Annotated in this window: 27 protein-coding genes and 1 pseudogene; 13 read left to right on the top strand and 15 right to left on the bottom strand. The window is 42.9% G+C overall.

What is annotated here, in order from left to right:
• The first annotated feature begins 171 nt into the window (after positions 1 to 171).
• The 5 genes from WDM69_RS08880 to WDM69_RS08860 all read left to right on the top strand — a co-directional run bounded on the left by WDM69_RS08880 (position 172) and on the right by WDM69_RS08860 (position 5,500).
• Entirely contained in the window at positions 172 to 666 is a 495-nt protein-coding gene (locus WDM69_RS08880; protein WP_338755366.1) for a L,D-transpeptidase, read from the top strand.
• A 312-nt stretch (positions 667 to 978) separates the two neighbouring features.
• Positions 979 to 1,455 (top strand): TonB-dependent receptor plug domain-containing protein, encoded by a 477-nt coding sequence (locus WDM69_RS08875; RefSeq protein WP_338755365.1) that lies wholly within the window; start codon positions 979 to 981, stop codon positions 1,453 to 1,455.
• A gap of 3 nt (positions 1,456 to 1,458) precedes the next feature.
• Entirely contained in the window at positions 1,459 to 3,138 is a 1,680-nt protein-coding gene (locus WDM69_RS08870; protein ID WP_338755364.1) for a TonB-dependent receptor, read from the top strand.
• A 26-nt stretch (positions 3,139 to 3,164) separates the two neighbouring features.
• The gene (locus WDM69_RS08865) at positions 3,165 to 4,487 is read left to right on the top strand and encodes a PepSY-associated TM helix domain-containing protein (RefSeq protein WP_338755363.1); all 1,323 of its coding nucleotides are present in this window, start codon (positions 3,165 to 3,167) and stop codon (positions 4,485 to 4,487) included.
• 404 nt (positions 4,488 to 4,891) lie between these two features.
• Positions 4,892 to 5,500, top strand: a complete 609-nt coding sequence (locus WDM69_RS08860) for a nitroreductase family protein (protein ID WP_338755362.1) — start codon at positions 4,892 to 4,894, stop codon at positions 5,498 to 5,500.
• Between the two features lie 186 nt (positions 5,501 to 5,686).
• Here the strand turns inward: WDM69_RS08860 and WDM69_RS08855 are convergent, their stop codons facing one another.
• Both WDM69_RS08855 and WDM69_RS08850 read right to left on the bottom strand, forming a co-directional pair.
• Positions 5,687 to 7,168, bottom strand: a complete 1,482-nt coding sequence (locus tag WDM69_RS08855; protein ID WP_338755361.1) for a CHAD domain-containing protein — start codon at positions 7,166 to 7,168, stop codon at positions 5,687 to 5,689.
• Between the two features lie 77 nt (positions 7,169 to 7,245).
• Positions 7,246 to 8,286, bottom strand: coding sequence for an NADP(H)-dependent aldo-keto reductase (locus WDM69_RS08850; protein ID WP_078308241.1), 1,041 nt, complete (start codon positions 8,284 to 8,286; stop codon positions 7,246 to 7,248).
• A gap of 404 nt (positions 8,287 to 8,690) precedes the next feature.
• Between WDM69_RS08850 and WDM69_RS08845 the strand changes: the two genes are divergently transcribed.
• The 8 genes from WDM69_RS08845 to WDM69_RS08810 all read left to right on the top strand — a co-directional run bounded on the left by WDM69_RS08845 (position 8,691) and on the right by WDM69_RS08810 (position 14,384).
• Entirely contained in the window at positions 8,691 to 9,053 is a 363-nt protein-coding gene (locus WDM69_RS08845; RefSeq protein WP_078308243.1) for a roadblock/LC7 domain-containing protein, read from the top strand.
• 139 nt (positions 9,054 to 9,192) lie between these two features.
• A complete protein-coding gene (locus tag WDM69_RS08840; protein WP_078308244.1) occupies positions 9,193 to 9,681 on the top strand; it encodes a PAS domain-containing protein in 489 nt (162 codons plus the stop codon).
• 2 nt (positions 9,682 to 9,683) lie between these two features.
• On the top strand, positions 9,684 to 10,430 hold the full coding sequence (locus tag WDM69_RS08835; protein WP_078308246.1) for a PhnD/SsuA/transferrin family substrate-binding protein: 747 nt from the start codon (positions 9,684 to 9,686) through the stop codon (positions 10,428 to 10,430).
• A 167-nt stretch (positions 10,431 to 10,597) separates the two neighbouring features.
• Positions 10,598 to 11,233 carry a hypothetical protein gene (locus WDM69_RS08830; protein WP_338755360.1) on the top strand — a complete coding sequence of 212 codons (636 nt, stop codon included), beginning with the start codon at positions 10,598 to 10,600 and terminating at the stop codon, positions 11,231 to 11,233.
• A 187-nt stretch (positions 11,234 to 11,420) separates the two neighbouring features.
• Positions 11,421 to 12,236: a hypothetical protein gene (locus WDM69_RS08825; RefSeq protein WP_338755359.1), complete on the top strand. Its 816-nt coding sequence runs from the start codon at positions 11,421 to 11,423 to the stop codon at positions 12,234 to 12,236.
• Positions 12,237 to 12,425: 189 nt separating this feature from the next.
• The gene (locus tag WDM69_RS08820) at positions 12,426 to 12,965 is read left to right on the top strand and encodes a GTP-binding protein (RefSeq protein ID WP_078308252.1); all 540 of its coding nucleotides are present in this window, start codon (positions 12,426 to 12,428) and stop codon (positions 12,963 to 12,965) included.
• A 94-nt stretch (positions 12,966 to 13,059) separates the two neighbouring features.
• Positions 13,060 to 13,704 carry a hypothetical protein gene (locus WDM69_RS08815; RefSeq protein ID WP_338755358.1) on the top strand — a complete coding sequence of 215 codons (645 nt, stop codon included), beginning with the start codon at positions 13,060 to 13,062 and terminating at the stop codon, positions 13,702 to 13,704.
• Positions 13,705 to 13,838: 134 nt separating this feature from the next.
• Positions 13,839 to 14,384: a carboxymuconolactone decarboxylase family protein gene (locus WDM69_RS08810; protein ID WP_338755357.1), complete on the top strand. Its 546-nt coding sequence runs from the start codon at positions 13,839 to 13,841 to the stop codon at positions 14,382 to 14,384.
• Positions 14,385 to 14,485: 101 nt separating this feature from the next.
• Here WDM69_RS08810 and serA read toward each other — a convergent pair whose 3' ends face one another.
• From serA to moaA, 13 genes and pseudogenes are all read right to left on the bottom strand, one after another.
• Positions 14,486 to 15,712, bottom strand: a complete 1,227-nt coding sequence (gene serA / locus WDM69_RS08805; RefSeq protein ID WP_411350679.1) for a phosphoglycerate dehydrogenase — start codon at positions 15,710 to 15,712, stop codon at positions 14,486 to 14,488.
• A gap of 106 nt (positions 15,713 to 15,818) precedes the next feature.
• Entirely contained in the window at positions 15,819 to 16,394 is a 576-nt protein-coding gene (locus tag WDM69_RS08800) for a YceI family protein (protein WP_338755355.1), read from the bottom strand.
• Between the two features lie 287 nt (positions 16,395 to 16,681).
• A complete protein-coding gene (locus WDM69_RS08795) occupies positions 16,682 to 18,289 on the bottom strand; it encodes an aminoacyl-histidine dipeptidase (RefSeq protein ID WP_338755354.1) in 1,608 nt (535 codons plus the stop codon).
• Positions 18,290 to 18,421: 132 nt separating this feature from the next.
• The gene (locus WDM69_RS08790) at positions 18,422 to 19,042 is read right to left on the bottom strand and encodes an ATP-binding cassette domain-containing protein (protein WP_411350804.1); all 621 of its coding nucleotides are present in this window, start codon (positions 19,040 to 19,042) and stop codon (positions 18,422 to 18,424) included.
• Positions 19,043 to 19,092: 50 nt separating this feature from the next.
• Complete coding sequence (gene modB / locus WDM69_RS08785; RefSeq protein WP_003657683.1) at positions 19,093 to 19,785, bottom strand: molybdate ABC transporter permease subunit; 693 nt, start codon at positions 19,783 to 19,785, stop codon at positions 19,093 to 19,095.
• Positions 19,786 to 19,826: 41 nt separating this feature from the next.
• A complete protein-coding gene (modA, locus tag WDM69_RS08780; RefSeq protein ID WP_338755352.1) occupies positions 19,827 to 20,591 on the bottom strand; it encodes a molybdate ABC transporter substrate-binding protein in 765 nt (254 codons plus the stop codon).
• A 40-nt stretch (positions 20,592 to 20,631) separates the two neighbouring features.
• The gene (locus tag WDM69_RS08775) at positions 20,632 to 21,057 is read right to left on the bottom strand and encodes a TOBE domain-containing protein (protein WP_338755351.1); all 426 of its coding nucleotides are present in this window, start codon (positions 21,055 to 21,057) and stop codon (positions 20,632 to 20,634) included.
• A gap of 49 nt (positions 21,058 to 21,106) precedes the next feature.
• Positions 21,107 to 21,616, bottom strand: a complete 510-nt coding sequence (locus tag WDM69_RS08770; RefSeq protein ID WP_338755350.1) for a molybdenum cofactor biosynthesis protein MoaE — start codon at positions 21,614 to 21,616, stop codon at positions 21,107 to 21,109.
• A 1-nt stretch (position 21,617) separates the two neighbouring features.
• On the bottom strand, positions 21,618 to 21,869 hold the full coding sequence (locus tag WDM69_RS08765; protein WP_422393277.1) for a MoaD/ThiS family protein: 252 nt from the start codon (positions 21,867 to 21,869) through the stop codon (positions 21,618 to 21,620).
• A 1-nt stretch (position 21,870) separates the two neighbouring features.
• Positions 21,871 to 22,359 carry a cyclic pyranopterin monophosphate synthase MoaC gene (gene moaC / locus WDM69_RS08760; protein WP_338755919.1) on the bottom strand — a complete coding sequence of 163 codons (489 nt, stop codon included), beginning with the start codon at positions 22,357 to 22,359 and terminating at the stop codon, positions 21,871 to 21,873.
• A gap of 186 nt (positions 22,360 to 22,545) precedes the next feature.
• Positions 22,546 to 22,932: pseudogene (gene mobA, locus WDM69_RS08755) on the bottom strand (molybdenum cofactor guanylyltransferase); the annotation flags it as partial.
• Positions 22,933 to 22,993: 61 nt separating this feature from the next.
• Complete coding sequence (gene moaB, locus WDM69_RS08750) at positions 22,994 to 23,533, bottom strand: molybdenum cofactor biosynthesis protein B (RefSeq protein WP_338755348.1); 540 nt, start codon at positions 23,531 to 23,533, stop codon at positions 22,994 to 22,996.
• Between the two features lie 94 nt (positions 23,534 to 23,627).
• Entirely contained in the window at positions 23,628 to 24,614 is a 987-nt protein-coding gene (gene moaA / locus WDM69_RS08745; protein ID WP_411350806.1) for a GTP 3',8-cyclase MoaA, read from the bottom strand.
• Positions 24,615 to 25,079 lie beyond the last annotated feature (465 nt).

The following is a 25,079-nucleotide window of genomic DNA, read 5'->3' as shown; positions in this document are numbered from 1 at the left end:
GATTAAAATTGATGACAATCTTACGCATTTATGACCCAATAGACAACCCAAGCGTTATCATTTAAGCTTTATTGACAAATGTTTCAGTGATGAATGTTAATTTATCAATGGATTTTTAACAATTAAACAATTAAACAATTAAACAATATGGTATGCAACACATCAGACGACATGACTCACATCATCATCAACATCGCCAAGCAAACGCTTTTTCTTTACCAATCCGATGTCTTGACAGAGACGTTTACCATCTCGACAGGCAAAAATGGCATTGGCAATCTTGAAGGCAGTGGACAAACGCCACTGGGCAGACACGTCATCACGGAAAAAATCGGAGCAGACGAGCCGATGAATGCGGTGTTTGTTGGGCGTGTGCCAACAGGGGAGGTATACACACAACTGCTTGGTGAGCAAGCACCTAAGCGAGATTGGATATTAACTCGCATCTTATGGTTATCAGGCTGTGAACAAGGCATCAATCAAGGGCATAATTCACAGGGTTGTTGTGATACACATGCCCGCTATATTTATATCCATGGCACACCAGACAATGAGCCAATGGGTGTGCCGATGTCACATGGTTGTATTCGTATGCGTAACGCTGATGTGATGCGGTTGTTTGATGAAGTCAGCATAGGGACGAAAGTCGATATCATTGCTAAATAGTCATTACTGATTTAGTCATTAATAACAGGTTTTAACATTGAATTTTAACATTGAATTTTAACAATGTAATTAAACTTAAAGTGTGATTAAGCATCAATTATTAACTGATACTGTTAACTGACATTGTTAACTGATACTATTAAACAAAAATCAGATAAATCTGTGCCATAATTTTTTATTCGATGCCATCGTACCTTGATAGCATGCCAATAACTCATCGTATCTTATCGAAAATAATAATAATTATTATTTACATTTAAGTAGTCATCTTGTAATATTTGCACCCATTACCGTTATGAAGGATATTGATTGATGAGTGCTTATTCCCAACCCTTTTCTTTTAAACTTTCTGTGTTGGTTCGTTGTTTAAGCGTGGTTTTATTGATGGGCAGTTCCACGGTTTATGCCGAAGTGGTTGCCGACGAAATGGACATCAATGGCATTTCTAAAGAATTTCAAGTCACATTACCAACCATCATCATCGAATCCACCTCTGACCAAAAACAGACACTTGGCTATAACAAGTATCATCAAGCGTCAATCACTCGTGGTGAGATGGCCGTTAAAGATGTGCCTCAAACCATAGAAACCATCAATGTGCAAAAAAATAAACTATATGGTACGAATGACTTAAGCTCGATTGTGGAAGGCAATGCAGGAATTGATGCGACCTATGATATGCGAGGTGAAAGTATCAACATTCGAGGCTTCTCTGCCGATGCCAGCGATATCTACCTTGATGGTATCCGATCTAGTGGTCAAGTGCGTCGTAGTACCGCCAATGTTTAGCGGGTGGAAGTGTTAAAAGGGCCTGCTTCGGTGTTGTTTGGGCGTAGCCGTGGTGGTGGTGTGATTAATCTGGTCAGCAAAAAAGCCAATTTTGCCCAACGTAACTCAGTTAATGTGCGGGGTGGTTCGTGGGATAGAATGGGTATTTCGCTTGATAGCAATCAAGTGCTAAATCCCAATACTGCTGTGCGTTTGACCACCGATTATGAACAAGGCGATTCTTTTCGGTCAGGCATTGAATATAAAAACAAAATGGTTTCACCCAGTATCATATGGCGTTCAGATGATAAGAAACTGCGTTGGGAAGGGCAATATACCTACGATGAAGCATGGCGTGTCCCTGACCGTGGCCCAGAAAAATCCGTATATGACACCCTAAAACTTGGCTATGATAAAGGTTTTGCCCATGATGGTGATGAAGTGACTGATAAATTGCACTTTTTACGCTCATCATTGGCGTATGATATTTCGCCAAACTGGACAGCGGAATGGACGGCAGGCTATCGTAAAGCCAATCAAGACTTTGACCATTACTATGGTGGAACACTCACACCCGATAATCGACTTAGACAAAGCTATGCGTGGCAACAAACTGAAAATAAAACCCTATCTTCAAGTGTGATGTTAAAAGGTACTGCCACGACAGGGAAAATCGACCATCAAATCTCACTTGGTTATGACTTTTCGCAAGAACAACGTAATCCGCTATTGTTTGCAAGGTCAGGAGCAGTAACGATTGATCCCTATTTGCCAAATACTTGGATAAAAAATACCCATCGACTGTCCCCTGCTAGCATCGATAACCACCATAAAGGGACAACGCATTCATTATTTGCTCAAAATTTAGTCAGCTTAACCCCTGATTTTAAAGTCATGCTGGGTGGACGTTGGGATAATTACAGTTTTGAAAGTGAAAATATCACCCACCAAAAACAAAAAGTCAATGATACCGCCTTTAGCCCAAATGTTGGCTTGGTTTGGAATGTTACTCCAGAGCATACTCTCTATACCTCTTATGCCAAAAGCTATTCACCGTATGGTGGCAACGGCTATTTGGGCGTAACCATCGGTGACCAACGCAGAGTCAATCAAGCTCCTGAACATAATAAACAATATGAAATCGGACTAAAAAGTGATTGGTTGAATGGTAAACTTAGCACCACCGCCTCACTTTATCAATTGTCGCACTATGACATTCGCTATCGCCCCGACCCCGAAAATCGCCCATTCGACTTTGCGATACGAGGTGAAGAACAATCTCAAGGGATTGACCTAAGTGCTGTCGGTAAACTAAGTGATAAATGGTATCTGCGTGGCTCTTTGGGCGTGATGTCTGCCAAAGTCAAAGAAGACAAAAGCAACCCCATCTTTGAAGGTAAACATCTAAATGGCACCAGCGATATTCAAGGCAATTTATTCGTACGTTATGTACCAAACCCTACTTGGTATGGCGAAATGGGCGTCACTCACTCAGATGAACGTTACAATTATAATACCAGAACAGGTGTGGATAGCAACATTGAAGGCTTTACCCGTGTCGATGCGATGTTTGGTTATCAAGTTAACAAGCAACTGAGTACCACGCTGGCAGTCAACAACCTATTTAACACGGAATATTGGCGCTCTGGCAGTATGCCCGGCTCACCACGGTCATTTATGGCACGGTTAAATTATGAGTTTTAAATCGGATAAAAATATTTGACCCAGAGATGCTGATGACCTTTCGTGAACTGAATATTCATATTCACCGCTATATTGGCTTAGCCACGGTGATATTTTTAATAATAACGGCGATAACTGGCATGGTGCTGCCCTTTTACGACCCATTGGATGAATGGTTTAACCAACGCTTGGCGTATGTTGAACCCAGTAATTCTGCTGTTTTACCAATTGCCGTATTGCATGACAAAGTGGTGGCAAGTTTTCCTGATAAAAAATTCTCGTCAATGCCTGTGCAGATTAAGCCAAATCGCTCGGTAAAATTTGTCGTGGACAGACAACCCCCAAAACCCAATCAACCACAAGCAAAGCCTACTTTTAACCAAGTATTCGTCAATCCTTATACAGGTCAAATCATCGGTACTCGTAACCAAAATATGTGGGCATGGCAAAACACCATGTACAAGGTTTTTTGGTTTCATAGAAACCTGTTATTAGGCAACTTTGGTAAAACCGTGATGGGAATGGTGGGTTTGTTATGGACAATAAACTGCTTTATCGGCTTTTATCTGACATTTCCTCGCAGACCAGCCAAGAAAAAGCAAAAACCCACCACCACATCACAACCAAATCGGCTCAAAAACTGGTTTCAACGCTGGTCTCGGGCGTGGAAAATTCGCAAATTTTCTAGCGTATTTAAGCTTAATTTTGATATGCACCATGCGTTTGGGCTGTGGTTTTGGGTCTTATCGCTGATGGTGGCGTGGTCAAGTGTGGGTTTTAATCTCAAGCCTGTATATCAACCTGTCATGCAAGCAGTGGTTGGCTTAAAACAACCTGCACCCAAGCCTATAATAGAAAAATATCAAGAAGTACAATCCGATGAAGTACAATCCAATTCAATCAATGCCTTGGCGATTGATAAATATCATGCCATTGACTTCTTGATTCAAATTGCCCAAACCCAAAGTCAACAAACAGGCAAAAGCTTTGAAAGACCGCTTAGTTTGCGTTGGGTGAGCGATGAACAAGCGTGGCAACTCCGATTTACCACCAATGAGGATTTTGGCACAGGTCGTGGTGCATCTAGCGTAACCGTTAATGCGGTAACTGGCAATGTCGAAAAAGTAACGTTTGGCTCGGAAGCGAATTTTGGCAATCGGGTGGAACAGGTAATTTACGCTATTCATTTGGCTCAGATTGATTCGATTGCGTATCGATTATTTTTGAGTGTGTTTGGTGTGATAGTAGCGATATTGAGCGTTACAGGTGTGTATCTGTGGTGGCATGGCCACAAGAATCGTAGGCATGCCAAACATAGGCATGCCAAACAAAAATTTGCAAAAAAAATACGCAAAGAAAGCATGTCCTGAGGCACTCATTTAAACTTATCGTGCGTCATTTTCCACCCATAATTTTTTGATTTAGGTGGTTTTGATTTAGGTGGAGATGTCAGCACCAACATGGTATCATCTAACCATTAAACATGATGACAATTAAACATGATGACCATCAATGAAAAACCCAAGCATTGACTAAAATAAATCTGTTTAGCTGATGTGCTGGGACTTGGTGCTGTGTAATTTGGGACTTTGTAAACAGTTCTCCAGTACGTAACTTTCAGCGTAAGTGTACTGGCGAAAGGAAGCAACTCAATTATTGGTAAGCAACTATTGGCAACCAACACAGTAAAAATCATTGTTCACTTCAATGACCATGTGTTTAAATATTAACATTACCCATTTACCCATTAAGTTTAACTAAAGGAAAAAAATCTATGTCAGCAAGCCTACACGCCCTACATGATGCCCACAAAAATCGCCGTACAGTTTATGCGTTAAACAATCAATTGCCTGTTGCCAAACAATCAGTAATTGATGCGGTTGAACACGCCATTTTGCACACGCCTTCATCATTTAACTCACAATCCACTCGCATTTTAGTGCTGTTTGGTGAAGAACATCAAAAGTTGTGGGACATGTGCAGTGTTCAACTAAAAGCGATTGTCGGTGATGGCGATTTTTCTGCCACCAAAGACAAGATGGCAAGTTTTCGGGCAGCGGCAGGCACGATATTGTTTTATGAAGACCAAACAGTGGTTAAAGAATTGCAAAAGCAATTCCCAACCTATGCAGACAGTTTTCCTGTGTGGTCAGAGCATACCAATGCCATGCACCAGTACGCCATTTGGGTTGCTTTGCGTCAAATGGGCATTGGGGCAAATTTGCAGCACTATGCTCCTGTGTTTGAAAAACAAGTCGCCAATGAATTCAATGTGTCGTCAAATTGGCAATTGATTGCTCAAATGCCATTTGGTGGCATTGTAGAGCCAGCTGGCGAAAAATCGTTTAAACCTGTGAGCGAACGTATGAGAGTGTTGGGTTAATGGAGTGATTTAACCTAAAAAATCAATCTAAGAAAAGACAGCCAACTTGGACTGTCTTTTTTATTCAGTCATTTCAATCCAGATGCCCAAGCAAGGGTACAAATATCCAAACAGGGCGTGTCCTTATTTGGGTGTTTTTAGCCACATTATCCAAATAGAAGCACGCCCTAATATTAATCCCAAATATTAATCCCAAAATTTTGGGGCATCTTTGACCGTTTTTAACGCATTGGCACACACTTTGGCGGCTTGCTGTCTTTGAACATAAAACCAACCCACCGCAAAGTAGGCATTGGGGTCAGTGCTGGCTTTGTGTTGATAAAAGTCATACCCAACCATGTTGTCATTATATTCGCCCAGTACGTCTTGAGCTGGCTCAAGATGGCGTAGGAATTTTTTGCTCTTTTTTGTTTGATACATGGGGGCGGTGAACTCGCTGATGTAACGGAGGCTTTTTAGCTGTTTACGCACGTCATGCTGAGCTTCCACGTCCAAATCCGCAAACCGCTCACTGGCATTGGTGATTTTGCCAAATAACTTAGTCATGATTTTGCTTAATTTGGCTTTGGCGGGTTTTTGAGTGTCATCTTTGTCATCAGACAAGGCAAACGCCATCAAATCCAATAAAGTCAGCTGAAAATCATTGGCTCGCACCGCATCGATGGGCATCACCTTGATGTCTATTTGCCAGTCCACTTTGGGTGAGCCTTGGGTCTCTAGCATGGGTTGAGTTTTATTTTGCAAGACATCACAATCACGATATTCACCAAGCAAACTGAAAGTCTGCTTAAGCACCAATGCCCAATCAGGATTCAACTGCTTGCTAAAACCGTCAAAAAATTTCAATGCTGTTCGTAAACGGCGAATGCCCACTCGTAACTGATGTACATGATTGCCGTCCTGACTGCCTGCCACAATGGCACTGGCGTTAGGCAGTATCTGCAACAGACAATGATGCACCACCGCACGCATGAATGCTCCTTGGCTCATGTTTTTATCAACTTGTAAGGCAGATAAATCCGCTTTGGTGGCGTTGCCATGTTTTTGACCTGTCAATAACATTGAACCACGTTCCGCTTTTGTTACCGTGGATAAGCACAGCGTATAGCGTCTGCACCACGTCTTGGCGGTGTCAAATAAAAATGCCACGTCCCCTTCAATCAGCTCAAACTCGATTTCTTGTAGTGATTGCTGGTTGTTGCTATCCGTACCGTGAATGACCTTACCTATGTCAAACGCCACTTCCACCACGTTGCCATCTTGCTTAATAAGTCGTTTTGTGCGACTGACGTCGGTGATGTATTGACGTGTCAGTTGCTGTTGTATGCGTTTGTCATTGATGGGTAAATCTGCTTGTTCAGCATATGGGCTTAAGTCAGGTAACAGGCTGTCAGTGGCCAGTGCTTGCTTGATTTGTTGGCTGTCTTGCACGTTGTTAAACTCGGTACGGCTTGTCAGACCGTTACCGTTCATCTTTAAAGTTTGTACCCATTCATCGCCTTCTTGACGGATACGCAACGCCATGCCTGCTTTAGCAAGGTGTTGCTCTGGGGTGTCAAAATAGTGTGCTGCCAACGTTTCGGTTACCGCAGACTTGACGTGCGTTTGGCGTTTGATGGCATCGATTTTGGCATCAGGTACTAAAAATTTTAGCTCAATCTCTTGCATGATGATGTGTGTCCTTACTTTAAATGGCTTTACTTTAAATGGCTTTGCATAAAAAATAACTTTGTATAAAAAAATGTTTAGGGAGAAGGATTGGGCTGTTGGGTATGCACGTTTTCAATTGCTGTCAGCACATCATCAGACAATGTCAGATGGATAGAATCAATGTTGGTTTTTAATTGCTCAAGGTTGGTGGCTCCGATGATGGTACTTTTGATAAAATGACGGCTATTGACATACGCCAACGCCATTTGAGCCATGTCCAACCCTGCCACTTTGGCGATATCGGCATAAGCTTGGGTGGCAACTTGAGCTTGTGGGTTGGTATAACGGCTAAAGCGGTCAAACAAAGTCAATCTTGCCCCATCAGGTTTATTGCCATTTAGGTATTTACCCGATAACACCCCAAAACCCAATGGCGAATATGCCAACAGCCCAACATCTTCTCGGTGGGCAATCTCTGCCAAACCAATCTCATAAGTGCGGTTGAGTAAGTTATAGGGGTTTTGCACACTGCTGGGCGGTTGCAAGCCATGTTTTTGAGCCTCGGTGATGTATCGCATCACGCCCCAAGCGGTCTCATTAGACAACCCATAAGCTCGGATACGTCCTTTTTTGATTTCATCGTTTAATGCTTCGATGGTCTGTAAAAATGAAGTGAGACCCTCTAATGATTGCTCTGCCATCTGATTGTCATAGCCACGCTTGCTAAAGAAGTTGGCTTGACGTTCTGGCCAGTGCAACTGATACAAATCAATGTAGTCAGTTTGCAACCGCTCAAGGCTACCGTCAATGGCTTGAGCGATGTGCTTGGCGATGTAACGGGTGTTGCCATCTCTTAAGTGGTCGGCAGGGGAGATTTTGCTTGCCAGCACCACCTCTTGACGTTTGCCCGTCTTAGCAAACCAAGAGCCAATACAGCGTTCGGTGTTACCTTGGCTGGCAGGCTTGGAAGGCGCAGGGTACATTTCAGCGGTGTCCCAAAAATTGACTCCTTCGCCTAAGGCAAAATCCATCTGTTTGTGAGCGTCAGATACGCTGTTTTGCTCACCCCATGTCATCGTTCCCAAACAAATTTTTGAAACTTTGTCGTCTAATTTTGCTAAATGAGAATATTTCATAAAATCCTTATCAAATTCTATTGTATTTTGATGCCATTCGTATTAATCTGACACTTAGGATAAGTGGCCATATTTTATGGTTTGTCAGTCATCTTTATCCTATTTTCTTTGTGATGCCATCATTCATTCATCTAAGCGGTCTTATTTGAACTGCCAGCGGTCTTTTTTGGATTGACGGTTTTGTTTGAATTCATCATGGCAACCACACTGATTTACTGTAACGCAACTTTGCGTTAATTGCCAATGACTTTTGGTTAGCCAATGTTATTTTGGTCTATTTTGGTCAATGTTATTATGCCTTGATGTTTATTATGCCTTGATGTTCATTGATGACCATAAGTTGAGCAATGTTTTATCCATCATTCATTCATTTTAAATGTTAAATTTTTTTAAGGAAAATGCCCATGCGTACTGATATGTTCCAACAAATTTTAGAAGATTTAAACAGCTCTTCTGCTGATGTTGAAGCATCTGCCTTGATTTCAACTGATGGTCTGATGATTGCTTCTGCCTTACCAACTGGTGTTGATGAAGACCGTGTGGGTGCGATGTCTGCCGCCTTGTTATCACTGGGTGATCGTGCTGGTAGTGAGCTGGGTCGTGGCAGTACTGACCGTGTTTTGGTACAAGGTGAGCGTGGTTATGTCATCATGACATCAGCTGGTCGTGAAGCGGTATTGACCATCATGGCAAAACCCAACGCCAAACTTGGCTTGATTTTCTTGGACATCAAACGTGCCGCAGAAGCATTGGCAAAGCTTATCTGATTGGGTGGCTTGTCCGCCTTAAGACGGTCTGTTTTACTTTAGGGAAAAAATTTTAGACAAACTAATAGAAAACTAATAGACAAATTGATAAAGACAATTAACACACATCACATAATGAATCATATTAAGGAGAATGTCCATGAGCGTTCAGCTAGATGACATGCCTAAACCTGCTGGCAACAGCACAGAACACCACATGACCTATCATGATGGTACGACTCGCACGGTCTATGATACCGACATCGAACGAGAATACCCAGATGGCAAGCTCATCGTCTCTCGCACAGACTTAAATGGCATCTTAACCCACGTCAATGATGCCTTTGTGGAAATCAGTGGCTACACCGAAGATGAACTGATTGGTAAACCACAGCACATTTTACGCCACCCAGACATGCCAAAAGCCGCTTATGAAAGCCTATGGTCAACCGTCAAAGCTGGCAAAAAATGGCATGGCTATGTTAAAAACCTGTGTAAAGACGGCACGCATTATTGGGTATACGCCACCGTTGTGCCTAATGTCCGCCGTGGTGAAACCGTTGGCTACACATCTGTGCGTCGCAAGCCATCTCGCAGTAAAATCGAAGACACCAAAGCCCAATACCAAGCCATGAAGCAAGGAGAATAGTTATGGCAGAGACCTTTGTAATCGCTCCCGACTTCTCGCCAGAACGTTTTGCTGGCTGGCACATGTTCAACACGTTGCTACAAAAGCGTTCCCATCTGTCCTTGCATTTAGAAACGCCATCTTCTCATGAAGAGCAAGAACAGCTGATTGCTGATAAAAATCCACCCTTGGTATATGCCAACCCATTTGATGCAGCAGAGCTTATCCGTAAAAAAGGCTATCAAGCTGTCGCTCGCCCCATCAATCATTCAGATGAAATGGTCATCGTATCCTCCGCCAAAGGCGACATCAACACACTTGAGCAACTCAAACCTGGCAGTAAAATCGCCATGGCAGATAACCGTGATGTCAAGCTGATTGGCATGCGATTGCTTGAAGCGGTGGACTTAAGTGAAAATGATGTCAATTTTGAAATTACCGAAAACTATCAGGCGGCCGCTCGCACCCTCATTCAAGGCAAAGCCGATGTTGCTTTTTTTATGGCAGAAGTGTACGAATCACTGTCAAACCTAACCAAATCACAGCTTCATGTGCTGATTGAAAGTGATATTTCTGAAATTAGCCATGTGTTGCTTGTCAAAGAAGACTTTGCTGATGCCCAATCCTTAACCGATGTGGTGCTGTCCCTTAAAGATGATGCTGATGGACAAGCGGTGTTGGCTGAACTTGGCATGACATCAGGTTTTGAGCCGATGAATGAAGAAGATGCTGAGTTTATGATTGATTTGATGGCGACACTGCTGGATTAACTCAGCCAAATTAGATGAATCAGAGTAAATCACATGGGCTGCTTAAGCGTTGCCCATGCTGGATTTAAAGTTGGATTTAACATCAGCCATTTTTGTTGTTATTATTAAGTTGTTGTTATTATTAAGTTGTTATTGTTAAACTGTAAAAAGAAGCCATGATATTGCCCATGACGCCTAAAATCACGCCTTTGCCTGCTCAGTTTTCTACCAGTCATCAGATAAAAACCCGCTTTCGGCAACTATCACGCCACATTGCCAAAATGCCTAATGATGCTCGTTTACATCATGAACGGATTGATGTCGCCATGCAGTTTTATGAATCTGACCCTGTACAGGGGGCGTTGGCAGATTATTTTTTTGGTTGTTGGTATGATGTGGCATTTGAAGGTAGGGCGATATTGGATAAAGTCGCTGATAAATTGCGTGCTGGTGTGTATGATGATTTTGCTGAATGCGTGAATCGACAAGGGTTTGTGATGCGTAGCAGTCAGCTTGCCACCGAATGGAGTGTGTTGCTCACGCCATCGTTGCAAGTGCCTGTCCATCGACAACGCACCAACCGTGACCATTCATTTTATGTGGCTGATAGGGTGATTGAACAGCTGTTATTAGCAAGGCAGAGTCATGATGTGGCACAAATTCTACATTTAGAAGAAGAATTTTTTTTGCATTGTTTGGCATGTGGCGACAAAATAGCCTTTATGAAAGTGTGGTTTTGGTTAAATAAACAAAATTGGGTATTAGATGCCCGCTGGCAACGCTGTCGTGAGTCATTAGAGTCTTTAAGTGGTGAAGATTCATAGCTGTCGCTTTGTCCATTGCTTTTGCTTTGCTTGTGGCGTTGAGTGTTGTTTTGAATATTTTGGCTGATGGCACGATTTTGATGGCATTTAAATTTGATGGTATTTAAATTTTGATGGTATTTATTTTGTGGTACTTAAATTTTTGTGGTACTTAACTGTTAATCATTTTACCTAGGACAATAAACCCATGAGCTTATCCAGTCAATGGTCAGCACAAACCAAATCAACACAAAACACAATCATGACCCAATTAAAAATGAATGAAACAATCAAAGACCTGCTACAAAGGCATTTTAACCATGTTGGCAATCAAAAATTTATCCTTGGATTGTCTGATTTGTTTGCCAAAACCACTCCGTTTATCATCAAAGTACATCGCACTTGCACATTGGTACACCCACCACAAGGCTATGCCATCAGTGAAAATCTGCCAAGAATACTTGAATACTTATCACTGACCAAAAGCTATAACGTGTTAAGTGATATGATACAAATTAATGAAATTAGTGAACAAGAAGCCCAACAATATCTCAACATGCTTAAAAAACTTGGCGGCCGTCAGATGAGAGTTAATGTCTTAATGTGGCAAGTGTATCAGACGGTATTAAGCGAAGAAGTGGCTTATGATGGTCATCGACTGTCTTTAAAGCTCAGATACATGCCCAATCTGGCTCATCTGGGTGATGTTGATGCGTCTGTTGGGCGGGTATTTGCCACGTGTCTGAATTCGCCCCAAAATGTCAAACAATTAAAAGATTTTTTTCCTAATGTCAGTGAAGACCGTTTAAATGCCATTTTATTGCTCAGCATCTTATCCAAAATGGCAGATTTTTCAGTCATCACATCGCAAATCATCGCACAAGGTGTTGATGCCACAAGTTTTGATGCCAAAAAAAATGTGGAACAATTCGCTACCAAGGCAAACTGGCAACAAAATAATGACATCAACCGAGCCAGAAAATCGGGATTTTTTCAGCGTTTGTTAAGCAAATTATCTTGGTAATGCAGCCTTGGTAATGCAGCTTATCTTGGTAATGCAGCATTCAGTAACACAAAATTGAATGACGCAACATTGAATGTTCAATCTGATTTTTATCAGATAAAAGGTTGCAAAAGTTTAAACGTTTCACAACGCTTTTAATTCGTTGACGATGACAAATGAATAATAAATTGATGATAAAAAGGTCGAATTATGCCCAAAAATGACATCTATAAATTGATAGTGGCAGGTCCTGTGGGAGCAGGTAAAACAGAAGCCATTCGCTCCCTATCTGATAAGGACATACTGACCACAGAAGAGATGGCATCAGATGATGTTAGATTCATCAAACGCACCACCACGGTGGCAATGGATTATGGGGTGATGAAGCTAGATAGCGGAGAGACCGTACGCATCTATGGCACACCAGGGCAGCGCCGATTTGACTTTATGTGGGAAATATTAAGCGAAAACGCACTGGGCTTAATATTGCTACTCAACGCCACCGATGCTGACCCCTTTGACGATTTGGATTATTATTTGGATAAGTTCATGCCCCTAATTAACAGCAGTGCTTTGGTGGTGGGCGTAACCCATGCCGAAGACATTCCATGGGATTTACATGAGCGGTTATCTGAGCATGTCGTTAATAAAGGGGTAACTGCCAATGTGATTTTGGTTGATGCTCGCAAACGTGAAGACATGCTAGAATTGGTAAAGTCATTGATTTATATGATTGTCAGTGGATTTTAGTAACTGACGTTGCCCAAATGACTGACGTTGCTGATTGATAAAATGACATTATTGGACAGATTGATAAGAAATTGGACAGATTGATAAGAACATCATGATTTTAAATTCTGAGACCGAACAGTCATCACAACATCAAAGCCAAGACAACCCCCATCTGATGCTGACCCCAGAAGGGGTGTTCGTGGCATTTGCCCAAGATAAGCCAAGCGAAGAAGCACTGTCGTTACAAGCACTGCTTGCCAATAAGCGAAGCTGGCTTGTTCGTGATTGGACAGATAAGTATGGCCATGAATGGCTAGATACCTTTATTGATAAGGGTTGGGTACAAAGAATCAATCAAGGCATTACCGCGCCCAATTTGCCGTTAGACCAGTTTTTGCCCTATGTGGTCGCCAGTCTGTCAGGCAGTCGCCGAGCTGCCATTGGCAATACAGAAGGCTTTTGTTTGGCTAGGGTTGGCTATAGTCAACAAGAAGCCGATACCCTATGTGTGGCAGGGGCGGATTTGGGAGAATTTTTAAACCGTCAACGTCAGCGTGGTTGGGTCATTCAAGAGCAGGCGGTTTCTTTTTTTCGTCATGTGGATTTATTGTTACCAGCAACTAGCTTTATGTTTTTATGGATTGATGGCAATGGCTTTATTCTAGTATTAGAAGACGAGCCTTTGACCAACAGTCGTGCCTTTGTGGAGTTGATATGGGCGATTAAAACATCGGGTTTGCGATTTGTACAAGAGTAATACCATTTATCGGTTGATTTTGTCATCTGATATCGCCATATTAAAACAGTCATGATGGCTTGGCTGTTTTAACTGACGCTGTCTATTAACAATATTTATCAATCATGTCTATTCACAATAAAATAAGGAATGTTATGACTCGCTTAACCGTAAATACCCTTGAATCTGCCCCAGAAGAAGCCAAATCCAGAGTGGAAGCGGTACAAAAAGCCAATGGTTTTATCCCAAATTTAATCGGTGTGTTGGCAAACTCACCACACGCCCTACAAATGTATCAAGAAGTGGGCAAAATGAATGCCAGTAACAGCTTGACCGCCGAAGAAGTTGAAGTAGTACAAATCACGGCGGCTGCTCATAATGGTTGTGATTTTTGTGTGGCAGGGCATACCAAGGTTGCCACCAGATTAAAAATGCCTGAGACAGTATTGACCGCATTGCGTTCACGCACCAATATTGATGATAACCAAAAGTATCAAGCCTTAGCCCAATTTACCATGCAGTTGATAGACAACCGTGGTAAAGTGTCTGATGAGCAAGTCAAAGCCATCAAAGAAGCAGGCTATGATGAACAAAATATTTTAGACATCATCATGGGTGTGGCGTTGGCAACCTTATGTAACTATGCCAACAACGTTGCCAAAACTGACATTAACCCAGAGTTGCAGGCATTTGCTCCGTAAAATTGGGTGGTAGATGGTTCATTTCTCCCATAAAAAATCCCTTATAATTATAAGGGATTTTTTATGGGTAGGTTTTTTGGGTTACATCATTAGGGCATGTGCTAATACAATACCCGCACCCGAATGGTTTCTTTGACATCTTTGAGCATTTGTAAGGCTTTATCTGAGTTATTATCGTCCACGTCCATCATCAGATAGCCAACATCATCTTGCGTCATCAGACTTTGTGCCAAAATGTTCACGCCAGCGGTTGCAAATAGGCTGTTGATTTGTGATAGCACCCCAGGGACGTTTTGGTGAATGTGTAACAAGCGGTGTGTGCCTTCTTTAAAGGGAATGGACACTTCTGGGAAATTCACAGCGGTGATGGTGTTCCCTGTGTCTGAGTAGTTAACCAGTTTTTCAGCCACTTCTAAGCCAATATTGGCTTGGGCTTCTTGGGTTGAGCCACCGATATGGGGGGTTAATATCACGTTATCAAAACGGCGTAAGGGCGATATGAATTCTTCATCGGTGGATTTTGGTTCATTAGGGAACACGTCTATGGCAGCTCCCAGCACTTTGCCAGATTCAAGCACATCGGCTAAGGCATCAATGTCGACACAGCCACCACGAGCGGCATTGATAAAGTAACTGCCATCTTTCATTTTAGCGAACTCTTTGGCGGTCATCATGTTGCGAGTGTTGGGGGTATCTGGCACATGTAAGGTTACCACATCAGCTTGGCTTAACAGTTCATCAAAACTGCCAACTTGCATGGCGTTACCTAATGGCAACTTGGTGATGATGTCGTGATAGATGACTTTCATGCCCAGACTTTCAGCAAGCACTGATAATTGTGAGCCGATAGAGCCATAGCCAACAATGCCCATGGTTTTGCCACGCACTTCATGCGAGTTTTTGGCAGATTTACTCCAACCACCACGATGAACGGTGGTGTTTTTTTCTGGAATGCCACGGTAGAGCATGATGGTTTCAGCCAGTACCAACTCAGCGACTGAACGGGTGTTGGAGTAGGGGGCATTGAACACCACAACCCCCAGCTCACGGGCGGCATCTAAATCCACTTGGTTAGTGCCAATACAAAAACAACCCACTGCCACCAGCTTTTCCGCTTGTTCAAGCACTTCACGGGTTAATTGGGTGCGTGAGCGAATGCCAATAAAGTGCGCGTCTTTGATTTTATCAATCAACTCGTCTTGGTCCAGAGCAATGCTTAAGTATTCAATGTTGCGATAGCCTGCCTTTTGCAAGGTGGTCAAAGCATTGTCATGAACGCCTTCTAACAGCAAAATGCGAATTTTTTCTTTGTTTAGTGAATGGGTCATCAAGGGCTTCCTTATGCAAAAAATGATGCCTGATTATCATACCTAAAAAAAAGCCCTAACGTTAGGGCTTTTGTGTCAAATTCGTTGGATTGGTTGGGGAGTGATGCTATTTTTTATAGGCTTCAACCTGAATGGTTAATTTCACATCTTGCATGCTTTTAAGGTCGCTGTATTTATCCATGCCCCATTTGTTGCGGTTAATCACGGTCTCAAAGTCGCCACCACAGGTTTTTGCCTTGTGCATGGGGCTGTCATAGCAGTTAAATTTGGTGGCGGTTAGGGTAATTGGGTGCGTTTGCCCAAGTAGCGTTAAGAGACCGTCAATCTTGCTGGGCTGATTGCCATTAAAGTGCCATTTGGTGGATTTAAAATAAGCGGTTGGGTGTTTTTCAATATTAAAAAAATCAGCAGATTTTAGGTGTTTGTTAAAGCCGTCAATGCCTGTGTCTAAATTTTCGATGGGAATGGTGATGCTAACAGCACCTGTTTTTTTGGCTGGGTCAAATTCCACTTGACCTTGTAAATCATAAAATGCCCCATGATTGGTGGATGTGCCAAAGTGGTCAATGGCAAAGCGAGCCACCGTGTGCTTGGAGTCAATGACAAAGGTTTCGGCTTGAGCCACACTTGTGATGGCAGATAGGGCTAAAATGGCAGATGCAGATAAGGTCAGTTTTTTCATAACAGCTCCTTTAAGAAAATGGCGAATAAATCATGGTGGAAGTGGATAGGTAAGGACCAATGAATTTGGTTGTCAATCTGGTTGTAAAGAAAAAGTTAATAACCACTCGTTTATGTTACCATAAAAAAACGAATTCACATCAGCATCATGGTTATTTTTAGTAACTGACTGCCAATGATTGATAAAGAATTGATGAAGGAGCTTGGGTTGTGTGTGTAAAAAAATTATTAGAAAAACTTCATAATACAACCCAAGCATGGTACAACCCAAGCTTATCACTGATTGGCTTATCGTTTGGGAATATGGGCCAAAGTCATTTTTAACCAGTCAAAGAACACAGCGACTGTGTCCACCTTCACTCGTTCATCAGGTGAGTGAGCCCCTGTGATGGTTGGTCCAAAAGAAATCATGTCCCAATGTGGGTAATGTCGTGCCAATATGCCACACTCTAACCCTGCATGAATGCCTTTTAGGGCAGGTGATTGCCCAAACAGCTCTTTGCCTGTGTGTTGCATGACTTTTAAGATATCTGAGTTCATATTGGGCGACCACCCTGGGTAATTGCCAGACAGCTCAACGCTTGCCCCTGCTAAGGTGTATAGGCTTTGTAATTGGCGAGATAAATCTTGTTTGCTGCTGTCTAGTGATGAACGGATGAGCTGACTGATGGTGATTTGATGCTCATCAGTGCTGACAATGCCCATATTGACCGAAGTTTCGACCAAGTCATTCATGCTCACACTCATGCGATAAACCCCATTGGGGCAGGCATGTATCACATTGAGCACCTTTTGGGCATCATCAGGCACAATGGCATCAGTTGGCTGTTTATCCTGTTGTGTATTGCCATGTTGCACAGGTTCAATGGTCATGCTCATCTGATTTTTGACATTTTCGATGCCTTGATATTCGCTTGCCAAGGTTAAAAGATGGTCTGTAAGATGTCGTTTGATGTCATCAAGATGGACAGGGTCAAAAGCGATGATGGCATCTGCTTCACGGGGAATGGCATTGCGTAAGTTGCCACCATCTAAGCGTATCAATCGCCATTTATCGCCTAAGACATCATCTAAATCAAGCAACCACCGCACCAATAGCTTATTGGCGTTAGCACGCTGGTCAATGATGTTTAGCCCAGAATGTCCGCCACGCAGTCCTGTCAGCTTGATGTGATGGATTGCCATGCCATCAGGTATGGGCTGGCGGCGAATGGTCATCTTGGCGGTTACATCAACTCCGCCAGCACAACCAATGTACAATTCTCCCAACTCTTCTGAGTCTAAATTAAGTAAAATCTCACCCTCTAACATATTGGGCTGTAGTCCAAACGCACCCACCATGCCTGTCTCTTCAGTGCTGGTAAATAAGGCTTCTATGTCAGGGTGAGCGATGTCATCACTGGCAAGCACCGCCATGATGGCAGCCACACCCATGCCGTTATCTGCCCCTAAGGTTGTGCCATGAGCCTTGACCCATTGTCCCATTTCATTGGCGTTGATGTTGGCAGGCGTGTCAGAAGTTACTTCATCAATGTATACTTGTAAAGGGTCGGTGGCAAAGTCATGTTGGCTGTCTTTGTTGGCTTGTGCCACCATGTCCAAATGTGATTGTAAAATCACTGGTTTACAATGTTCCATGCCTTGGGTGGCAGGTTTTTTAATGATGATGTTGCCCACTTCATCTTTTAGCGTGTCCAATCCCAAGCTTTTACCAAAATCTAGCATAAACTGTTGAATGGCTTCTTCATGGTGTGATGGTCTGGGAATTTGCGTGAGTTGATAAAAATATGACCAGACCTCTTTAGGCTCTAGATTGGCAACGGGGTGATTAAGTGTGTTGCTGGGGGTGTTGTTAGATGTGTTATTGGGGGTGTTGATGGTGTTATCGGTGGTCATAAATTTTCCTTTTGAATAAAAATGAATGGCTAATCATCAATTATCAATTGTTAACAATCAATCGTCAACAGATGACAAATTAGGAACACGCCCTAAGGTAGGTAACCGATAACTAACCCCTAGGGAAAATAACTAAGACAAATAATAAATCTCATCAGTCAGTTGCTGGATTTCTGATTTGTCATGGCTGACATACAGCATGGGAATGTGAGTGGTGCGGATAATCTGCTCAAAAAATGGCAAAATCTCTTGTTTATGAATGCTGTCTAAGGCGGATAACGGTTCATCTAAAAGTAACAAATTTGGCGAATAAAGCAACGCTCGCCCAAGTGCCACTCGCTGTTTTTCACCGCCTGACAGTTTGGTGGGCATACGCTGGGTCAGATGCCCTAATTTTAACAGCTCAATGATTTCATCAGGGTGAAAGCGTCTTTGGTCATCATCAATGTTGTGATAACCAAATAGCAAATTATTCATCACCGATTTATGGGGGAAAATTTGGGCATCTTGAAACACCAAGCCCACTCGTCGCTGCTGAATGGGCATGTTGATTTTTTTTTCGCCATCAAACCAAGTTTGCCCATTGATACGGATACTGCCTTTTTTTGGGGTGTTTAGCCCTGCGATGGTGTGTAAAATGCTGGTTTTGCCAGAGCCTGAAATCCCAAACAGCCCCATGACAGGCTGTGATGATTGTAAGTCAACGGATAAATCCAGCCTGCCAAGCACCAGTTGAAAATGACAATCAAATATCAAAGGGTCATCTTTTGATGTTTGGGCGGTTTGTGTTTGTGCGGTTTGGGTCATTGTGCAAGTCTTCTTTTTTGATAACGAGCATACCACTGCGACAACCATAATGCCGAAAACGCCACCCCAACCGACAACATCAACAATCGCATGATTTGGGCATCGCTGTCAGGTTGTTGTAGTAGGCTATAAATCGCCAATGGCAAGGTGCGAGTCTCCCCCGATATGTTGCCCACAAAGGTGATGGTTGCCCCAAATTCGCCCAAACTGCGACAAAACGATAAAATTGCCCCAATCACAATCCCAGCACCCGCCAGTGGCAAGGTTATCTGAAAAAATGCCTGTAAACGGCTTGCTCCCAATGACATGGCGGTCAGTTCAAGGCGTTTATCCACCAATTCAATGGCAAGGCGTACCGATTGCACCATCAAGGGAAAGCCCATGACCGCTGATGCCAGTACCGCCCCTTTCCAATTAAATGCCAAATCAAACCCCAACTGTGATAAATATTGTCCGATGACCCCTTGATTACCAAATAAGACCAGCAAAATATAGCCTGGCACAACAGGGGGCAGAACTAAGGGCAAAAACACAAGGGTTTCAAACAAAGACTTGCCAAAAAAATCTTTGCGAGCCAACAGCCAACCCATGGCAATTGCTGGCAATAGGTTGACCAGAAGACTCACGCTTGCGATTTGATAGGACAGTTTGATGACCTCCATCTCATCAGGCGACAGTGTTAGGTTCATGATTGTACCAAGCCTTGATAAAAATGATGACAAGACACTGATTACAAGACACTAAAACCATATTTGCGATAAACCGCTTTGGCTTCATTGGTCTGTAAAAAGTCATAATACTGCTGGGCTTCACGACTTTGCTTAACCATGCTGATGGGGTAGACAATCGGCGTGTGTGTGGTGATTGGGAAAGTGTTAATCACTTGCACATTTTTAACCACTTTGGCATCTGTGGCATAGACAATGCCCAACTGACATTCACCACGGTTCACAAAGTTTAGTGCAGCACGCACATCTTCGGTCTCTACCAAGCGTGGTTTGATGGTGTCCCACCAACCCAGGTTGGTTAGGGCTTCTTTGGCGTATTTGCCCACAGGCACGCTGGCGGTGTTGCCAGTGCATAGCTTGCCTGTAAAGGCATTGCCGATGTCAAAGGATTTATCCATCTTAATATTGGTCTTGATGGGGTTGTTTTTGGGGGTAATCATCACCAAGTGGTTGCCCAATAGGTTTTTGTAGCTGCTGGTAACAATCTTATCTTTTTTGGCAAGATAATCCATCCAAGAGGTGTTTGCCGAGATGTAAATGTCAGCAGGTGCACCTTGCTCAATTTGTTTGGCAAGGGTAGATGAAGCGGCGAATGAGGTTTTTACTTTGCTGTTGTATTTTTTTTCATACAACTTATTGATGTCTTCGACGGCGTTGGTCATGCTGGCGGCGGCATACACGGTGATGTCTGCATGAGCCGATGTTGCCCCCATGACCATCATGGCGATGAATAAAGGTTTGATGGCTGATTTGATGGTTGCTGTCATGACATGCTCCTGTTTGTTCTGTGGTTGTGGGGTTTGGGCGTTACTTTTTGACACCAACAACAATGTGTGATGCCTTAATTAAGGCAGTAACAGGCAAACCCACGGCTAAGTTTAGATTTTGACAGCTTTGGCTGGTGATGATGGCACTAATCACTGTACCGCTGGCGGTTTTGATGGTAATTTCGGCATTCACCGCACCGTCGGTGATGCTCTCCACCGTGCCTTGCAATTGGTTGCGAGACGATAAAATCAGTTCATCATCTGTTGCGACGATGACCGATGGGGCTTTAAAAATCGCCACCACGCTGCTGCCAACAGCAAGGTTAAGACGCTTGGTACTCTCTGAGGTAATCACAGCCGTTAATTCATCGCCATCGGTTAAACTAAGTTTGATGACATCATTGACCGCCCCTGATTGAATGTGTTTGATGGTGGCGTTAAGTTGATTTCTTGCACTGATTGCCATGGGTATTCTTCTTGATTGATGGCTGATAAAAATTGATTATGATAATGACTTAGCCATTATTACTTAGCCATAAACTTTGGTTGCTGTCGGTATAAAATTCTTGCTTCCATACAGGAATGTCTGCTTTGATGGCATCAAGTAGCCAGCGACAGGCATCAAAAGCAGAATGGCGATGTGCAGACACCACCCCTATCCATACCGCCATATCGCCAATCGCCAAATCACCAATGCGATGTATGGCGACCGCAGTTTTGATGTCAAAGCGTTCTTTGGCTTGGTCAATGAGTTTTTTGCCTTGATTTACTGCCAGCTGTTCATAGCCATAGTAGGTCAGTTTCTTGACTGGGCGAGCATTGTTGTGGTTACGTACCCAGCCTTCAAAGGTGGCCAACGCCCCACAATCGTCATACATTAGGGCAGATTTGAGCCGTTTGTCATCTATGGGTTTATCCACCAGAGCAAAGCCTTGTGATATGGCAACTTGATAAGCATCGTCAATGCTTGATGTGATGACAGATGACCCTTGATGTATCGATGTTTGATGTGCTGATGATGCCATGTTATCCTCCTGCCACAGGTGGAATAAAGGCGATGATGTCGCCATGGGCAATGGGTGTATGCCAATCACCCATTTGATGGTTAATGGCAACCGCAAGCTTATCTTGTGTTAAATCAAAAGCGTATTGCTCACTTAACTGTTCATAAAGTTCGCTCAAGCTTGTCCCAACAAATTGCAGATGCTCTTCATCTTTGCCTGCCTGTTCAGCAAGGCTTGCAAAATACAGCAGGTGTAATGTTTTGGCAGTTGACATTTTAGCGGTTGACATAGTCAGACTTCCCCCCAGTTTTGTTCACAAGCTTAATGTTGCTGATGTTGATGTCGTGTGATAATGCCTTGGTCATGTCATAAATGGTCAGACACGCCACTGACACAGCGGTTAATGCTTCCATTTCTACGCCTGTTTTGTGGGTAACTTTGGCGGTGGCGGTGATGTTAATGGCATGGTGTTTGTCATCGTATTCAAAGCTAAGTTTGACGCTGTCTAGGGGCAGTTGGTGGCAAAGTGGAATCAGCTCATGGGTATGTTTGGCAGCCATCACACCTGCAATGTGGGCGGTCTGGGTAATTGACCCTTTTTTTGTCATACCGTCGGTTGATTTTATTGCTTGATAAATATCGGCAGGAAAGATGACTTGTCCTGTGGCGGTGGCGGTGCGATGGGTGGCGGTTTTGTTTGACACATCAACCATGGCGATATCACCATCTGCTGTCAGGTGGGTGAATTGTTTATTTTCGGTCATTGGATTCTCTTTTTTTATGCCATTTTTCAAATGATGTAGGGCGGTATGAAATTCTTGAATGGTATTAAAATTGGTCAGCGATTGCCATTGATGGGGTATGCTGATGGCATGGCTGTTAATTTGTGATAAAAATGCCATTACCGAACGGTTACCCTTGTCCAAAAATTGGGTTAATTTTGCCAATAAATTGGTATGATACATGGCTAATAATGGATACTCTTTATCGCCTTTTAAATAAATCACATCGGCATGATTGCCATGTGTTAATTGCTCAAACACAATGTCCGCCCCAAGTAGGCTATCACAGCTTAACACAAGCAAAAATCCATCTTCTGAGCAATGTTTCATTGCCCCTGCGATTGCTGATAATGCCCCTGCTCCTTTACCATGTTTGTCATGGTTTAGATGGTCATCAATGATGGTTATGGTGTTAGACTGACAAAAATTTTTACCATTGTCTGCCACCATGATGGGCAGATTTAAGCGTTGGGCATGGCGAATGTGAAAATCAAGCAAAGTTTCATCATGCCTCTCATCATGCGTTAATGGCAACAACGCCTTGGGCGACCCCATGCGAGACGATTCACCCCCTGCTAAAATCACAACCCCCACTGGCATCATCATGTGTTTTGGCTCAATCATGCGTCGGATTTTCACGCATCAGATGTGGCACAAAGTTACATGGGCGGGTACGATTATCAAGCTGTTCTTTTAAAATCCCTTCCCAGCCTGTTCGGCATGCCCCTGTTGAGCCGGGCAAACAAAAAATTGCTGTGTTATTTGCCATGCCTGCCACCGCTCGAGATTGTAAGGTACTCATGCCAATGTCATCTTTGGATAAGATGCGAAACATCTCACCAAAACCTTGCACTTCTTTATCAAATAACGGTGATACCGCCTCTGGCATGCTATCACGGACATAAAAACCTGTGCCACCTGTGGTAATCACCGCATGAATGGCTGGGTTGGCTATCCATTTGCTGATGATGGCGCGGATTTGATAGATGCAATCGGTGGTTAAGGCCCGCTCCGCTAAGGTATGACCTGCTTGGGTTACGCTGTCAGCTAAGTATTTGCCCGATGTGTCTTCATCAAGCGTGCGAGTATCGGACACAGTTAAAACAGCGATGTTTAAGGGGATAAAAGATTTTTCGGATTTGGCGGTGTCATTCATAAAGTCTCCTTAACCAGACATTGACATAAGATGATATGATGCTAAGAATAGATGCTAAAGTCAGATGGTGATAGCTCAATGTGATGAGATGTGATTAGCCACCCACCATGGACAAGTTTTGCATGATGCCACTGTTGTTATCCAACAAATGATGATGTTCAGGCTTAATTGGCATCAAGCGTTGTAATGTGGCGATTAGACCATGAACATCGCCTGCCGTTAAAAACTGGCGAATGTCATAATTGGCCTGGTCAAATAAACACAAATGCACTTTGCCCAAACTGCTGACTCGCAAACGGTTACAACTGTTACAAAACTGTGGTGCATATGGCTCAATGATGCCAATTTTGCCCATATAATCAGCATGATGATACTCAATGGCAGGCCCTGCATCATCAGCTTTTGGGGTCATTATCCAACCATGGTCTAATAAATATCGCTGAATTATCTTACCGCTGGCATGTTGAGCAAAAAACAGCTCACGATTATCGCTGGTCTGCATAAATTCAATAAAGCGATAAGTAACAGGACGGTCTTTAACATACGCCAATGCGTGCTGTAGATTATCAAAGGCAGTATCTGCCTTTAAAATACCATTGAGCTTTAAACGAATGTCTGTGGTTTCTAATAAGGTGTCCAAATCTTTAAGCAAAGTTGGCAACATATCAAACCCTGTGATTTGGCGAAAAACATCAGCATCAAAGCTGTCAATACTGACATTTAATTGCGACAACCCTGCCGTTTGCCAAGCAGATAAATGCTTGGCAAGTTTATAGCCATTTGAGCTGACTGCCACAGTATTTAAGGTGGGATATTGACGAGCCAAGGCGATGATGTCCGCCAAATCACGGCGAATGCTTGGTTCACCCCCAGTTAGGCGAATTTTTTTTGTTCCAAGTATGCTAAAGCCATCGAACAAAACCGCCATTTCATCAAGGGTCAGTTCATTATTTGGGCGTTTTTTGCCATGAGCAAGATAGCCATTTGGTAGGCAATAATCACAACGGAAATTACAAAAATCGGTAACAGATAACCGAAGATAAGTTAGGCGACGCTGAAAATTATCAATCAAAGGCATCATGGGCGGATTGTGGCTGGCGATGGGCTGGCGAGATTGATGTAGACCAAGCCCAATATTGGCTGGTTGCATGATTGATAAGGTTTTCATAAAGGTATCTTGCGTTAAGCGTTGCCTCGGTGATGGGTGAATTGATACGGTAACAAATTTTTAATAAAATTACCATTCACCTAATAGTAAAATACCTACCACTTTAGTGGTAGATGGCTTTAATGGTGGACATCAAAGCTGATTAATGCCCATGTGATGTCAAATGGTGATTTATCAAACACATGATGATGGTCATCAAAATAATCTTGAAACTTTTGCATGTCTTATTGGGATAAATTTTGGTTTTTTTGCTGAGTAATTAAAAAGCTGAGTAATTAAAAAAAATCAAAATCCTTGCAATGACGAAATTTGCCTTTGATTTGCACAAAATATAATTTTGCCATATAACCTAACTGATAATATTTGCCGCATAAATAT

This window comes from Lwoffella lincolnii, assembly GCF_037201985.1.
GTDB lineage: Bacteria > Pseudomonadota > Gammaproteobacteria > Pseudomonadales > Moraxellaceae > Psychrobacter > Psychrobacter lincolnii.
Note: the sequence above shows the minus strand (reverse complement) of the source record. Positions and strands in the feature narration are given on the sequence as shown.

What these genes read in the sequence shown, in the direction of transcription:
- WDM69_RS08880 (WP_338755366.1), top strand. Translation starts at nt 172, where the DNA reads ATGACTCACATCATCATCAACATCGCCAAGCAAACGCTTTTTCTTTAC.
- WDM69_RS08875 (WP_338755365.1), top strand. Translation starts at nt 979, where the DNA reads ATGAGTGCTTATTCCCAACCCTTTTCTTTTAAACTTTCTGTGTTGGTT.
- WDM69_RS08865 (WP_338755363.1), top strand. Translation starts at nt 3,165, where the DNA reads ATGCTGATGACCTTTCGTGAACTGAATATTCATATTCACCGCTATATT.
- WDM69_RS08860 (WP_338755362.1), top strand. Translation starts at nt 4,892, where the DNA reads ATGTCAGCAAGCCTACACGCCCTACATGATGCCCACAAAAATCGCCGT.
- WDM69_RS08855 (WP_338755361.1), bottom strand. Translation starts at nt 7,168, where the DNA reads ATGCAAGAGATTGAGCTAAAATTTTTAGTACCTGATGCCAAAATCGAT.
- WDM69_RS08850 (WP_078308241.1), bottom strand. Translation starts at nt 8,286, where the DNA reads ATGAAATATTCTCATTTAGCAAAATTAGACGACAAAGTTTCAAAAATT.
- WDM69_RS08845 (WP_078308243.1), top strand. Translation starts at nt 8,691, where the DNA reads ATGCGTACTGATATGTTCCAACAAATTTTAGAAGATTTAAACAGCTCT.
- WDM69_RS08840 (WP_078308244.1), top strand. Translation starts at nt 9,193, where the DNA reads ATGAGCGTTCAGCTAGATGACATGCCTAAACCTGCTGGCAACAGCACA.
- WDM69_RS08835 (WP_078308246.1), top strand. Translation starts at nt 9,684, where the DNA reads ATGGCAGAGACCTTTGTAATCGCTCCCGACTTCTCGCCAGAACGTTTT.
- WDM69_RS08830 (WP_338755360.1), top strand. Translation starts at nt 10,598, where the DNA reads ATGACGCCTAAAATCACGCCTTTGCCTGCTCAGTTTTCTACCAGTCAT.
- WDM69_RS08825 (WP_338755359.1), top strand. Translation starts at nt 11,421, where the DNA reads ATGAGCTTATCCAGTCAATGGTCAGCACAAACCAAATCAACACAAAAC.
- WDM69_RS08820 (WP_078308252.1), top strand. Translation starts at nt 12,426, where the DNA reads ATGCCCAAAAATGACATCTATAAATTGATAGTGGCAGGTCCTGTGGGA.
- WDM69_RS08815 (WP_338755358.1), top strand. Translation starts at nt 13,060, where the DNA reads ATGATTTTAAATTCTGAGACCGAACAGTCATCACAACATCAAAGCCAA.
- WDM69_RS08810 (WP_338755357.1), top strand. Translation starts at nt 13,839, where the DNA reads ATGACTCGCTTAACCGTAAATACCCTTGAATCTGCCCCAGAAGAAGCC.
- serA (WP_411350679.1), bottom strand. Translation starts at nt 15,712, where the DNA reads ATGACCCATTCACTAAACAAAGAAAAAATTCGCATTTTGCTGTTAGAA.
- WDM69_RS08800 (WP_338755355.1), bottom strand. Translation starts at nt 16,394, where the DNA reads ATGAAAAAACTGACCTTATCTGCATCTGCCATTTTAGCCCTATCTGCC.
- WDM69_RS08795 (WP_338755354.1), bottom strand. Translation starts at nt 18,289, where the DNA reads ATGACCACCGATAACACCATCAACACCCCCAATAACACATCTAACAAC.
- modB (WP_003657683.1), bottom strand. Translation starts at nt 19,785, where the DNA reads ATGAACCTAACACTGTCGCCTGATGAGATGGAGGTCATCAAACTGTCC.
- modA (WP_338755352.1), bottom strand. Translation starts at nt 20,591, where the DNA reads ATGACAGCAACCATCAAATCAGCCATCAAACCTTTATTCATCGCCATG.
- WDM69_RS08775 (WP_338755351.1), bottom strand. Translation starts at nt 21,057, where the DNA reads ATGGCAATCAGTGCAAGAAATCAACTTAACGCCACCATCAAACACATT.
- WDM69_RS08770 (WP_338755350.1), bottom strand. Translation starts at nt 21,616, where the DNA reads ATGGCATCATCAGCACATCAAACATCGATACATCAAGGGTCATCTGTC.
- WDM69_RS08765 (WP_422393277.1), bottom strand. Translation starts at nt 21,869, where the DNA reads ATGTCAACTGCCAAAACATTACACCTGCTGTATTTTGCAAGCCTTGCT.
- moaC (WP_338755919.1), bottom strand. Translation starts at nt 22,359, where the DNA reads ATGACCGAAAATAAACAATTCACCCACCTGACAGCAGATGGTGATATC.
- moaB (WP_338755348.1), bottom strand. Translation starts at nt 23,533, where the DNA reads ATGAATGACACCGCCAAATCCGAAAAATCTTTTATCCCCTTAAACATC.
- moaA (WP_411350806.1), bottom strand. Translation starts at nt 24,614, where the DNA reads ATGATGCCTTTGATTGATAATTTTCAGCGTCGCCTAACTTATCTTCGG.